8 protein-coding genes and 1 tRNA gene are annotated in these 13,481 nt (G+C 42.2%); 3 read left to right on the top strand and 6 right to left on the bottom strand.

Annotated elements, in window-relative coordinates:
• Positions 1 to 3: 3 nt before the first annotated feature.
• The 4 genes from BMX82_RS05520 to BMX82_RS05505 form a co-directional block, all read right to left on the bottom strand.
• Positions 4 to 1,236: a nucleoside recognition domain-containing protein gene (locus BMX82_RS05520; protein WP_036914315.1), complete on the bottom strand. Its 1,233-nt coding sequence runs from the start codon at positions 1,234 to 1,236 to the stop codon at positions 4 to 6.
• Positions 1,237 to 1,377: 141 nt separating this feature from the next.
• Positions 1,378 to 3,546 carry a hypothetical protein gene (locus BMX82_RS05515; RefSeq protein WP_143058326.1) on the bottom strand — a complete coding sequence of 723 codons (2,169 nt, stop codon included), beginning with the start codon at positions 3,544 to 3,546 and terminating at the stop codon, positions 1,378 to 1,380.
• A 210-nt stretch (positions 3,547 to 3,756) separates the two neighbouring features.
• Positions 3,757 to 5,112 carry a DUF4842 domain-containing protein gene (locus BMX82_RS05510; protein ID WP_036914319.1) on the bottom strand — a complete coding sequence of 452 codons (1,356 nt, stop codon included), beginning with the start codon at positions 5,110 to 5,112 and terminating at the stop codon, positions 3,757 to 3,759.
• A 523-nt stretch (positions 5,113 to 5,635) separates the two neighbouring features.
• Entirely contained in the window at positions 5,636 to 7,942 is a 2,307-nt protein-coding gene (locus tag BMX82_RS05505; RefSeq protein ID WP_091766756.1) for a hypothetical protein, read from the bottom strand.
• A 193-nt stretch (positions 7,943 to 8,135) separates the two neighbouring features.
• Here BMX82_RS05505 and BMX82_RS05500 point away from each other — a divergent pair, with 193 nt between their 5' ends.
• The gene (locus BMX82_RS05500) at positions 8,136 to 9,455 is read left to right on the top strand and encodes an LruC domain-containing protein (RefSeq protein ID WP_036914324.1); all 1,320 of its coding nucleotides are present in this window, start codon (positions 8,136 to 8,138) and stop codon (positions 9,453 to 9,455) included.
• An 8-nt stretch (positions 9,456 to 9,463) separates the two neighbouring features.
• On the opposite strand, the gene BMX82_RS05495 is transcribed toward BMX82_RS05500, so the two are convergent.
• Complete coding sequence (locus tag BMX82_RS05495; protein ID WP_143058325.1) at positions 9,464 to 11,512, bottom strand: DUF4842 domain-containing protein; 2,049 nt, start codon at positions 11,510 to 11,512, stop codon at positions 9,464 to 9,466.
• A 21-nt stretch (positions 11,513 to 11,533) separates the two neighbouring features.
• Positions 11,534 to 11,607: transfer RNA gene (locus BMX82_RS05490), tRNA-Ile, on the bottom strand.
• Between the two features lie 89 nt (positions 11,608 to 11,696).
• Here BMX82_RS05490 and BMX82_RS05485 point away from each other — a divergent pair.
• Complete coding sequence (locus tag BMX82_RS05485) at positions 11,697 to 12,632, top strand: bifunctional riboflavin kinase/FAD synthetase (RefSeq protein WP_036914327.1); 936 nt, start codon at positions 11,697 to 11,699, stop codon at positions 12,630 to 12,632.
• Positions 12,629 to 13,387: a CPBP family intramembrane glutamic endopeptidase gene (locus BMX82_RS05480; RefSeq protein WP_036914329.1), complete on the top strand. Its 759-nt coding sequence runs from the start codon at positions 12,629 to 12,631 to the stop codon at positions 13,385 to 13,387. The genes BMX82_RS05485 and BMX82_RS05480 overlap by 4 nt, the downstream gene beginning before the upstream one ends.
• Positions 13,388 to 13,481 lie beyond the last annotated feature (94 nt).

The following is a 13,481-nucleotide window of genomic DNA, read 5'->3' as shown; positions in this document are numbered from 1 at the left end:
AACTTAACTAAAGAATAAATACGCTATTGCGATGGCAGCAATGATACCTGCCAAGTCTGCCAAGAGACCGCATGCTACAGCATGACGGGTTTTCACAATACCTACACTGCCAAAATATACAGCCAAGATATAGAATGTGGTATCAGTAGAACCTTGGAAAATACAACTCAAACGCCCCACAAAAGAATCTGCGCCATATGTAGTCATGGCATCAACCATCATACCTCGAGCACCACTGCCAGAGAGAGGCTTCATCAGCGCTGTAGGCAGGGCTGCAACAAAGTCGCTGTTACCACCACAAGCCTCAACGCCATAACGAATGCCGTCGATTATCATATCCATTGCGCCTGAAGCACGAAAAACGCCTATGCCAACAAGGATCGCTACGAGATAAGGGATAATTCTGACTGCTGTTTGAAAGCCCTCCTTCGCCCCCTCAATAAAGGCATCGTAGACATTAATTTTCTTTCTAACTCCTGCCAGAATGAAAGCTATGATAATTACCATCAACAGGATATTGGCTGATGAGGTACTTACACGATTCATCAGCAAAGAGTCCATTTGCCCAAGGCTCCAAATGATACCAGCCACAACTATAGCAGCCCCACCAAGTGTAAGTAGGATGGTGCGATTTAGCAGATTAATTTTCTGGAAGAGACTCGTAATGGTAATACCTGCAAGGGTCGAGAAGAATGTAGCCAACAAAATGGGGATGAAGATGTCTGTTGGCTGAGCGGCTCCCATCTGGGCACGATACACCATGATAGAAATTGGTATCAGTGTTAATCCTGAAGTGTTCAGCACAAGAAACATAATCATCGGATTTGTTGCCGTATCTTTCTTGTGGTTCAGTTCTTGAAGCTGCTCCATAGCTTTCAGTCCCAAAGGCGTAGCAGCATTGTCAAGCCCCAGCATATTCGCTGCTATGTTCATAAAGATGGAACCCGTAACAGGATGCCCCTTGGGAATATCAGGAAACAGCTTTGTGAAGATAGGACTCAGGAGACGGGCCAGTACATTCACAACGCCGCCCTTCTCACCTATTTTCATGATACCCAACCAGAGCGACAACACACCGGTTAATCCTAAGGAAATCTCGAAGGCTGTTTTCGACGATGAAAATGTTGAATCCATCATAGCAGGGAATACATCGAAGTCTCCCCAGAACACTAGTTTCACCAGCGCAATCACAAACGCCACGATGAAAAACGCTACCCAAATCCAGTTTAATACCATATTGACTGCAAAATTACAAATTATTCCGAAAATATGCAAGCGGATTCATTCCTTTTGTATGTTTTAAGGTAAAAAAGGAGGCGTCAACTCACGCAGACGCCCTCCCAGACTAGTATTTAAGTATTTGATGAAATATCGTCTTTATTGACCTGTATACTCACGTACCATCTCATCGGTGATGGGGCCTCTGTATCTATACCACTCATCTGTATCGACAATGCCGCGAACAAACATTGTGAAACCCGGATACTCATTGCCACGCATATCTTCAAGCGTGTATTTGTTATTTATATGGGTACGCTCGTCGCACCAGCTATAGTCGTCTTGTACTGCAACCTTTGCTGTAGCCTTGCCCTTTTCGCACTCTAATTCTACCCAAACTTTCTCCTCGCCAATAAGCTTGTAAACCAAGACGGGAATATTCTTGGCAACCTCCTTTACTGTAGAACCCCATATATTGTTCACCACAAAGGTGGCCGGAACACAACCTATAAAGGTATATTTATCGCCCGTATTTTCGGTATTAATCATCGACATCGTCGTAATGCCTAAGTTTGGATTAACTTCTTTAAATAGTGCGTGAACCTCTTCACCCGCAACAGTTAATGGCAACGTACCACCAGCAGCACGCAAAGTAATCCTTACCTTCGAATTATTCTCAATCAACTTCACATCGAACACGACGTCATTGAAATCAAAGTCACTATTCTGCGTCACAGACAGGTCCTCGCAAATTACGCGAATCACGTCTGGATCTGACACATCTGGAGGCGTGTCTCCAAATCCTGGATTACATGGAGTGGTTGGAATCGTAATCTTTGGCTTGCCAGAGTTGAATCCTGCAGCATATATATTGTTCTTCGAACAACCATTCTGGTAATGAATATATGGATATGCGCCACTATAACCTTGAGGGAAGTGTGTCTCAGCAGAAACATAAAGTTTGCCTCCATAGGCCACGTTACCATGACCTTCTTTCGTCTGGACAATATTCTTGGCCTGGAGCACGGCATAATCACTTCCAACACCATGAAAACCATAGCCATTCTCTTCGATTCCGCTGCCAAGCGCATTCATCATAGCTGTCTCCGTAACTTTAAACAAGGCCTTTGAACCCATTTCAACCTTAAAGGGGCCACCTTGGAAAGTTACGTTATTACCATTATTGTCTTTGGCAACAAAATCTCCGCCACCATAGAAGTTCTTGGTTAACACACCTCCGCCAGAATCAATCTTGAAACTACCACGGCTATCAGCAATATTGATGCAGAAGTTCTCATGAACGGTGAGAAAACAGTTATTGATAACACTACTACTTGTGGCAGTATAGGTGTAGTTTTCTGTAGTAAAATGTCCGTTGTTCACCCAAATGTTGGCATTACTATTAATGATTGTCTCACCATAGACTATCCATTCTGCATTATTCTGAACGCGACCACTACCTGCAGTAACCAAACGCCCCGTCTTTCTCTCAGGGGTTCCTGATGTAATAGTCCCATCATTTACCAAAACCGATTGTCTGTTGGCAACAAACACCTCACCACTTGTGGTCAGGGTTCCACAATTATAAAACAGACTTGTATTGTTGACCTCGAAACTCTTACATTCGATATCACCATGATTATAAAGTTTGGCTGTATTGTCCAACTTTACACGCCCTGTTGTTCCTTTGGCAATCAACTTCGCCGTGGGCGCCATATAGAGATTAAACTTAATGGTGCTTGCAGCGTCGTCTCTCAGTTTTAAAGTGGCACCTTCAAGAAGATAGACATTTGTATTAGGAGACACATAGAAACTTCTGCTGGAGAAATCGTTATTTCCTTTTATATAGAGCGTACCACCAGAATTGTTTGATCCCCAGATGTTTACATCACCTTTCCATGACGGATCGAGATAACTTGTCCCCTTTGCATATCCACTTTGGCCATATCCTGACACTTCTGCATACGACTTTACTCCACTAGGTACATTTGCAAGGAAGTTACTGCTTGCTGCATCTGAAGGGAATGTATATGGTCGGGTTTTCCATTGACCATTTTCCTGATACCACTCTACAGGCTGCATAGAGCCTTTATAGTCTGCGTAATCACTTTTTGCACGGGTTACAGCTCTTGAACTTACTGCTTTTGATTCACCAAAACCCCATTCGTTTTCAGGGTCTGGCTGTCCGAAGGCGGTTACGAAGGCTTTTTGATAGGTTTCAATCACGTTCTTCTGGGCTTGCGCCTCAAAACCTATTTCGTGTGTACAGCTGGTAAAAAGCCCACAAAAGGCAATTGCGGCTACGCTGCTCATCAAATACTTCTTCATACTCAACTTCTTTAGAATAATAAGCTTCCCAAATATAGATGTCATTATTTGTGCAAAAATACAAAAAAATTTGATTTGTTATAACTTCCACACCTTATATTTAACAGAAATTCACGGAAACGTTTACATTCTCTCCACAAAAAAAAGAGGCCCCTGCTCACGCAGACGCCCCCTCCCTTAATTTAGTTATTTTAAGTATCTGATATGTTATTATTCAATAACCTTGCCAACAACATAGTTTGTTGCCCAAGTATCGATGTCATTTTTATTAACCCAATTCGTAAACTGTGGATGAGCCTCCTCAATATTTGTACGCTCAACACACCACTTATAGCTCTTGGGGACACAAATTTTCTGAGGAGCAGCTCCAGCTGTAGCAGCCAACTCGTAGCTTACAACCTCACCTGCATTATTTTTTTTGCTAACCACAATGGGGATATCAATGAGGCGAGCATAGCCCGTCTTAGTAGGCAGAGCATAGTTACAGTTCGTGTTCATCGTTCCCGTATGAGAGTGAATGTCTTCGCCAGCAACTGTCACATCAAGTGTACCACCAGCAGAAAGAATGGTAATATCACACGTTCCGTCTGTATAGATTGTGGCATCGAATACAATATCATTGAAGTCAAAATCATCAACAGTACCTAAATCCTCACAAATAATACGACCAGTCTCCTTCACCACTTTATCGGGTTCGTTAACAGGATAAGCAGGAGTGATTTTAACGATCCAGTCGTTGAAAATATAATCACGATCAACAAACTTGTCGCCCTTCAAATATCCCTTACCAACCTGTTGTGTCTCGTTAGATTCTGACTCAAAGTCGAAGCCTACATAATATGAGCCTTTCCACTCAAGAATATAATAGTTATGATCATACCAGTGCTGAGGTTCTGACCAACTGTTGTGGAATGAGAACTGAGATGTGCTACTTCCCACCATCAGCATCATCTGGTCATCCTGATATACTTTGTCTGTATTCAAATTAGGACCACTAAGAGCACCTGTCCATACTTGATCGTATTTGCCACCAGAATAATCACCATAGTTAAAGTTCCTGATATGATCATGATTAGGGCCACAAGCTAACTGGTCCATCTGGTTACTACCAACGATACCCGTCTGCACGGTGCCATCCTGTTTTTTCCAAGAACTATATGATGCCACTCCTTTATAAACCTGCTGTACAAAGAAGTCTGTAAAATTCAAATTGATGGGAGATGGTTCTCTTCTAACCTTGCTGAACTCTGCTATGACCTCAGCGGCTTCATTGGGATTTCCACCCTGGTTAATGGGTTTTGGAATAACAATTCCCTCATACTCAGATTTACCCGCCCAAAGTTTTGCATCGGTATCAGCAGCACGAGTGCGTGTGCGGACTTTGTCGAATCCCCATGTGTGGTTAGAGGCGATGGTACCATACTTTGCTTTGAACGCGTCTGAATACGCTTGCTTCTGTTGATCGATCTCCGCATTGGAGTTGTAGAGGTCTTCATTCTTTGAGCAACTTGCAGTTGTAGCAGCTAAGGCAATGGCTGCAAGGCCTGTCATCAAATACTTTTTCATTTCTTCATTTTCTTATTATGTTATTATTCGATGTTCTAAATATTTACATGTTTCTAATTGGTTAATAAATGAACTTTAATGGTTCTTTGTTCTTTGGATTTGGTTGCAAAATTAATAAAAAAAGAATTATAGCGCAATCGTTTTCTAGTTAAATAAAGTTAATTGGCATTTCAAACATTTGAAGAATTAATTAGTTCGTCGATAATAATTGCCAATTTTATATAATGACACCATCTTTAAAAAGATGCAAAACAGAAAAATTTGTGAATATTTATTCTTTCCCATATTAAAACCAAAAGGACATGGAGTTTAGTCCGCTTAAAGTGGAACTTTACTCGGAGTAAAGTCGGACTTTACCCGGAGTAAACTCCCTTCTATTTCCAACAGCACATATTTTTACATATTAATTAAAGTCTAATCATTATAAAGCGCTCCCCCAAAAAGCAAGAGGACGTCTGCTCACGCAGACGCCCCCTCTTTCATGTGCAAATTTTTGTGTATTTGATTTATAGAATTTTCTATATTAAGGAATATACGTAATACAGTCTATAGAGAATGGGTTGTTATTATTTGCTGTTTGTATTACAAATCCTCCCTTGCTAACAATAGCAGACTTGACGCTGCTCGAAAGTTTAAACTCCACGTAGCCTGGGAAATTCTGAGGCTGAGGGTTATAACTTATGGTGTTACTATTACCCCATTCTGGTATGTTAATTGCTCCAGACCAATCCTTCTTCTGTAGCGCTATATGCCAATATGAGGTGCTTGTTGAAGACGTCAGATAAATGCGGATTTTACTTTTTGACGTTGCATTAGCAAGGATACTTCCTGAGAACGATACCTCGAACTGGCCTTTTTTAGGACCGACCCACAGCTGCGTTCCCTCATAAGGAGAAATTTCTTCGATATCCGTCATGTAGAACCAGCCCTGATATTTGTCAGCATAGGCAAGAGGAGAGCGATTGTCGCCATAGAGATTGAAGTTTTCAACATCGCCTCCCCAGACGTCGGTATTTCTATTGCCCACATAAGTGGGGAAGCGGGTGTATGCGTCCCTAATGTTGACACGCTCCTGAACCCAAGGCGTTCCTATAGGGGCGAGAAGAATGTGTGGTGCAGACTGTGTTCCCGAGTTGACGATGATGAGGTTACCTTTGCTGTCGAGCACAAAGTTTCCGTTCTCGTCTTTCTTGTACTCATGAATCTCCTTATTATTAAGGCGCGCTCCAACGGTTACCTCATCTGTCGCCCATTTCACATCGATAGGAATGTTATTGATGGTATAATTGGTTCCTCCCAATTCGCTGGTATAATCAAACATCTTATAAACGTAAGGCTGACCTGTTACACGAGAAAGAGTACCAGCCACATTGGATGCTTCGCCAACAGTATTGACGACGGTTGTCATACCCACACCAAAAGAGTCGTGCACGTCGCCAAACTTACTTCCTGCAATCTTCAGCGGGATAGTGCCACCAGCAGCCAACAGAGCAATCTCTACGCGATAGGTCTTGGCACCAGCAGGAACGTATTTTTTAGCGTCTGTGGTAGCCTCTTCGTTTATCTCGTATTTACCATCCTGCCAAATGATGGCATCGAACACGGCATCATTGTAGTCAAGGTCTTCGCGAGTTGCCTTATAAAGATCCTCAACGAATACGCGACCCATACTCATGATACGATGGATGGTAGCTGTATATTTCTTGCTGGTAGTAGTCTCTTCCTTATCCTTATCCTTATCCCCCGAAGTGTCTCTCTTCGTGCCAGGAATAACTCTGACAATCCAATCGCTGTAATAGCCATCAGCACATGAACTCAGCTTTACGAAAACTTTGTCTGCCTTACCTGCTACAGGCAGGTAGCCATCATCGAGCAAACCTTGTATAACGCTGGCAGAAGGCGTGTTGTTGTACTCCTTCTTGTCACCACAATACCTGTTCATGCTGGAATTCAGATAACGATACCGTTTACCATTAAAGTTATAATATTCGTTAGCATAAACATCGTCATCGATAAGTTGCTCGAAATCGAAGCCTACAAACCACATGCCGGAAACGTTGGCATTACTACCGCCCGAACCGTCCCACTCCTGAATCACACTACCAGGAATGATTACATATCTATTATTAAAGCCCACAGAACCATTAGAATTCCAATAGCCAAAACAATCGCTCTTCGAATTGACCATCAGCATAATCTGGTCGCTGTGTTTAGAACCACCATTAACGGGCTGACCGTTATTAAGAACGTTATTGTTCCAAGTGGCTGTACCATTGTTGAAGTTGTTGATATGGTCATAATAGTTCAAGCTCTCTGCGCCAGCACTATACGAGCCACAGGTAAGTTTATCCATTTGATTGCTTCCAACCATCGTTGTAATACCATCAGCAGCAGTATACTTCTCTGGAGAGTTGGCTCCAACCTTGTCACCACCCTTATATACTTGTTGTACAAAGAAGTTTGCATAGTCAAATGCCACCCCTTCCGGATTTGGATGTGCCTGGAAATAACGACGGACTTTGTCTTTCTGTGCCTCAGTAAGAGGATCGGGCACAACCCAAGTTGTAGCCCATTCATTGGCATTGGCATCGTGCCCACGCGTCAGCGCTTGCACATCAGCGGTAGTCGTACCACCAAGTTCTACGCTAATCGGCGTAAAGCCCCAGTTGTGCTGAGGATCGATAGGCCCATAGAGTTTATTGAAAACTTTTTCAAAAGTCTGTATCTTCTCATCATAAAGACTATCATACCCTGTATCGTGATCAGTACAACTGGCAAGATATAATCCAGCTACGAGAGCTAAAGTTCCAAAAATCAAACACTTTCTCATTGCACAAAAACACTTAATAGATGTTACGTAACTTAATATATATAGAATCGATTCGGGTGCAAATTTAAGCAAAAAACTTCCAAGTTGTATCTGTTTTAATGTTAAAATCTTTAAAACACCTCTATTTCTGTATCATGTATGCGATTATTTTTGTAATTTTGGCGCGGAATCATTCTAATCAGATTTGCTTGATATGAAAAAGGTCGCTTATGTTTTTGCTATATTCATCTGTATCTGTGCTTTAACTGGTTTAGGCACATCCTGCAATAAAAATGTTTTTGACATTGATATCTATGATACACTTGCCAAAATCAAGTCGCCTGTTGACACCGTTGACCCCAACCATACATGGATTCTGTCGGAGAAAAAGACATTAAAAGTGAATGTAAATGCTGGTGTGGGGGCTAAGATGCTGCAGATATTAACAGACGACCCCGTTGTAACGACTGAAGCAACGGTATTGGCGCAAAAAAGTGTGCGTGACGGCGACCAGTTCTCGATAAACATTTCCTATCCACAGCGACTGAACACACTTTATGCTGCACTCATTGATGCCAATGGACGCTATACAATATCGAGTTTCAGACCTGCGTTCTCAAATCGTGTGGATTTCTCAAATTCCATTTATCAGTCACAATCATTAAGCTACACGCCATTACCACATTATTACGCTTTCTGCTATGAGCAGGAGTTCCCCGAATTTGGCGATTACGACTACAACGATGTTGTGATGCATATTGCCTTGGATCACTCTGTCGAAAAAATAATAAAGTTCCATGTCCGCCTTGCTGCCGTTGGCGCTGACGAACCATTAGCTGGCGCCATCCGTTTGCCAAGTATCAAAATGGAAGACATTGATTCTGTATATACTGAAAATGACAAGTCGTTTAACGTAAACATGCATGGCGAGGAAATTGCCAAACAGAACATGTCAGTACACACATACAGAGACCTACTACTTGAGAGCAAGAAAGGTGAGCCTGTTCTGAACCTCTTTGCTGACGCCCATTGGGCAATGGGCGATATCAGGACTAATGAGTATGGCGTGTATAGCAGAAAACAATACAACGTAGCTTATGGTACAACCACTACTACAACAGAGCTGATGCCCCGCGAAATAACCTTTGCGATTAAAGTCAAAGACGATTTAGTGTTAAACTACCTGACTCTTGATGATATAGATCCGTTTATCATACGTATGTATGCCAATAACCGAAGGGAGATACACACTTTCCCCTATCGCACGGTAGACGCTCTTTATGAGAACAAATATGTTGATATACAAAATCTGCCATGGGCTTTGGTTATCCCCACAGGAGACTTCTGCCATCCGCTACATGGTCAGAATATCGGATTCCGTATGAAGACAGACTATAACGACTATGCTGAGATCCTGTTTGGTGCTTATTCCTATGAGGGACATTCTTTTGGCGAATGGTCTGTGAACAGAACCAAGGCTACAGATTGGTATCTGAAAGAGTACGGAACAAGAGGTCAGATTTTCATGTGGTAAATCAGTTCTTACCAAGCCACTACTCTGTTTGAACTTGCATTCGAGCCCTTATACCAATCAAGGGCTGTTTGTGCATTGTTGGCCCATGTACCAAACAGCTTATAGGCCAGCCCAATATTAGAATTCTCCTTGGGCCATTGCCATTTACCAAAGCTATCTGCATTGATAACGAGGTAGAGGGGAGCTTCTTCTTTATTGGCAGATTGTCTCAATGTTTGCGAAGAACCATCCCTACCCTTCTTACGCAAAGAGAAAGGAAGCTTATCAACTTCAACATCTGAATTACTGTAAGTAATCAAACCTAATACTTGAAAATCACGATCTTTTGAACTCGTATTAACTATTATATTCGAAGCAACACCCATAACTTCGTGTACTTCTTTTCCAAAATCCTCACCATTGTAAAGTACCTGAATCTCCTCTGAACTACCAACAGCTGCAACGTTTACAGAAATGGTATAAGTACCGTCGCCATTATCGAAAGGCATACTTACGCGAAGAACGACATCGTTATAATCAAAGTCACGAATAGAATAATTATCTGCAACTTCAAACGCATAATAAACACATCCGTTCTTGGGCGTAGACTGGGTACCTTCTAATTGGCAGAAACAAGTCTGACGATTCCCTTCAATATCTCCACAACTGCCATTCATCCAACCAGAGAGCATATCAAGCCCAGAAGCCCCAATAGGCACTTCAAGTTGTATATGGTCGAGTAAGAAGTCTGATGCATTACCAGAAGATGCACTAATCTGTGTACACCCACCTACTCTAAGACGTGCATTAGCCACATATTTATCGCCAGAAGGCCCCCATACACCAAAGTTACTGACGCTTATTCTCCCACTACAGTTTAATTCAGCGGCGTTACCCATATAGAGAACATTGCTGCCGTTACCCTGAAGAGTTAATGAACCACAACTAAGAGAACTTCCATCATCCATACGAGCATTCTGCCCCAACGTCAGATTATCAGAGACTCTGATTACCCCCCCATTCAAAATAGAAAGTGTTGAAGCATTGACCTCAGAGAAATATGCAGAGGCGAGGTTCACGAATTTGGCTGATGATTCATTTACAGCAGAACCAACAAGTTTGGTTGTGGGGGTTACGTTATCGCCAATGATTCCTGTATTATAAAGTGTTCCACTAACGATTGATACTTCACCAGTTGTCAGATGGCCTTCATTATAATTACAACCCGAAGCTTCACAACTGAATTCCACAATTCCATCACCAGATATTTCACCACCTGGCATCACATAGATTCTCCCCATAACAGTTGACTCACCCAATGGAGTAGTTGTCAACTTAAAGCCTTTCGGAACAATAATTTTCCCGCCATTGCCAACCACGATAACATTGCCCGCATTGATACGCTGATCATAAGTAAGTGTCCAAGTTGAGGTTACATAGACAGACATATTAGAATGTGTTCCAAGGAAAGGGATAAAGCCCGTATAAGAATCGCTGATCTTCAGTCTTGCTTCTGCATCATCAGCCAAATCCGGACTCAGTTCACTTGCCTCAGTCAATGTGCCTGTAGTATATTTCGAGAGATCTGGCATACTTTGCGTGGGTACACTCCAATTGTTGCCCGTAGTAATGGTTGGCATGGTTGTAGAGGTTGAAATTTTACCACTAAACTTAGCCTGGCCATTCACTATAGGTACACATATTACATGTTGCTGGTCATCGTAGCAAGCGGCAAAAAGCTGACTAACATCAGCAGGTTTGGCCACATAGATTGTTTTCGACTCTCCTGACACGATGGTGGTCATGCCTAAATAGGTGATATTATTATCTGAAGCAGGATGGGTTTGATAGATATAAATGGTGTATTTAGAACCAGATAGTAAATCAACACTAATAGTAACAGGTATATTTGAAGTTGTACTCCAAGTCTGATTAGGATCGATATCCTTGCCACCCATAACAAGCGCTTTGAAATTCTCTGTTACTGGTAGATTGGAAGAATTTTCCTTGGAACAACTGGTTGCCATAAAAAAAATAAGAAAGGCAACCACGTATTTTGTCAAATTTCTCTGATTCATACGCCAGGTTTTTAGTAGGAGTGGACCAGCCAGGGCTTGAACCTGGGACCTCCAGATTATGAGTCTGTTGCTCTAACCAACTGAGCTACAAGTCCGGGATTTGGGTTGCAAAGATACAGCAAATTCATTAAATATCCAAATTTTTTTGTGGAAATAACGAAAAAATGCTTAACTTTGCGGCCTTATGAGAACTATTTGTCTGAATCAAGGGTCTTTTGAACTCCCAGAAAGCGTAGCAACGATAGGTGTCTTTGATGGGGTTCACGCAGGACATCAGTTGCTGATAGGAATGGTAAAAGATGAGGCTCATAGGACTGGGCTTAGTTCTATGGTTATCACATTCGATCGTCATCCCCGTCAGTTATTTGACCCTACATTTCGCCCTCAGGTGCTGACAACTTTAGAGGAGAAACAAGCCATTGTGGAATCACTTGGCATTGATGTATTTGTGGTTTTACCTTTTACTAAAGAGTTTGCAGAACTCACTGCTCACGTCTTTATGCAGAAAGTACTTCACCAACAACTGAACGTAAAGACACTCATAACTGGTTACGACAATCGTTTTGGCAGAAATCGTTCTGAAGGTTTCGAAGATTACGTTCGTTATGGCAAGGAGATGGGGATGAAAGTGCTTCGTGGAAAGGCAGCGATGATCGCTGACAGAAATATTACCATCAGCTCATCTGTCATACGCCAATTGCTGTCAGAAGAAGGAAAAGTAGAACAGATGCCTCGATACCTTACCCGGAATTATCAATTATCAGGAGAAGTAACGCCTGGAGAGCATATTGGACGCCAACTAGGTTTTCCTACTGCCAATTTAGAACCTCTTTGCGCAGAAAAACTGCTTCCTGCCTCCGGGGCGTATGCTGTATGGGCAACATTGATGGACGGCCAGCGTCGCGCAGCTATGATGAATATAGGTACACGCCCTACATTCAAAGGCAAACAACAGACGCTAGAGGTGAACATTCTTGACTATGAGGCTAACCTTTATGGGCAAATAATAACAATCTCATTTGTAGCTCGTCTGCGCGAAGAAAGAAAATTCGATTCACCAGAGGCATTGGTAAACCAATTGAAGAAAGATCAAGAACAAGTAAAAAAGATATTGATATGAAGAATGCATTGATTTATATAGTTATCTTTGCAGCCATTCAACTCATTGTGAGATTTTTGGCACAAGGCATCTGGATGATAGTGATGGGAAAAGAAGCTCCAATGAATGCCACAAGTATGATTATTATGATGGCTGTATTCAGTATACTGACAATGGTTATCTTTTTATGGGCCAAGTGGAGTGTTATATCGCGCCATTGGGTAAGAACACGTCCTTGGTTTGTATTGTTTTGGTGCGTATTAGCAGCTTTGGGAGCACTTGTTCCATCTGTATGGCTTCAAGAACTTATGCCCGAGTTACCAAACCATGTTGAAGGTGAGTTCGATATGATTATGAAAGACCGCTGGGGCTATCTGGTAGTAGGTCTGCTGGCCCCTTTGGCTGAAGAGATGGTTTTTCGTGGTGCCATTCTTCGAAGTCTGCTCCGTTGGAAGACAAATCCTTGGGTTGGCATAATTATCTCAGCCATTCTCTTTGCAGTTATTCATATGAATCCTGCTCAGATGCCTCATGCTTTTCTCATCGGACTGCTTCTTGGCTGGATGTATTACCGTACCGACAGTATCGTGCCTGGTGTGGTTTACCATTGGATAAACAATACAGTGGCTTACGTATTATACAACCTCTATCCCAAGCCCGACCTCACACTGACAGACCTGTTTGGTAATGAACAACGCGTACTGATGGCCTTGGGATTCTCGTTACTCATTTTCCTGCCAGCATTATTCCAACTGAACCAGAGACTAAGTAAATGATTATAAAATAGAGAATTGAAGTGGGCTGCTCCCGTCTTACGGAGGCAGCCCATTCTTCTTCGTTAGTATTTTTCTGAAAATTTGAGAGAATGAA

It is taken from the genome of Prevotella sp. khp7, assembly GCF_900109055.1.
Lineage (GTDB): Bacteria > Bacteroidota > Bacteroidia > Bacteroidales > Bacteroidaceae > Prevotella.
This window is presented reverse-complemented; position numbering and strand designations above follow the sequence as displayed.

Coding starts and splice junctions, on each gene's coding strand:
- BMX82_RS05520 (WP_036914315.1), bottom strand. CDS start 1,236: ATGGTATTAAACTGGATTTGGGTAGCGTTTTTCATCGTGGCGTTTGTG.
- BMX82_RS05515 (WP_143058326.1), bottom strand. CDS start 3,546: ATGAAGAAGTATTTGATGAGCAGCGTAGCCGCAATTGCCTTTTGTGGG.
- BMX82_RS05510 (WP_036914319.1), bottom strand. CDS start 5,112: ATGAAAAAGTATTTGATGACAGGCCTTGCAGCCATTGCCTTAGCTGCT.
- BMX82_RS05505 (WP_091766756.1), bottom strand. CDS start 7,942: ATGAGAAAGTGTTTGATTTTTGGAACTTTAGCTCTCGTAGCTGGATTA.
- BMX82_RS05500 (WP_036914324.1), top strand. CDS start 8,136: ATGAAAAAGGTCGCTTATGTTTTTGCTATATTCATCTGTATCTGTGCT.
- BMX82_RS05495 (WP_143058325.1), bottom strand. CDS start 11,512: ATGAATCAGAGAAATTTGACAAAATACGTGGTTGCCTTTCTTATTTTT.
- BMX82_RS05485 (WP_036914327.1), top strand. CDS start 11,697: ATGAGAACTATTTGTCTGAATCAAGGGTCTTTTGAACTCCCAGAAAGC.
- BMX82_RS05480 (WP_036914329.1), top strand. CDS start 12,629: ATGAAGAATGCATTGATTTATATAGTTATCTTTGCAGCCATTCAACTC.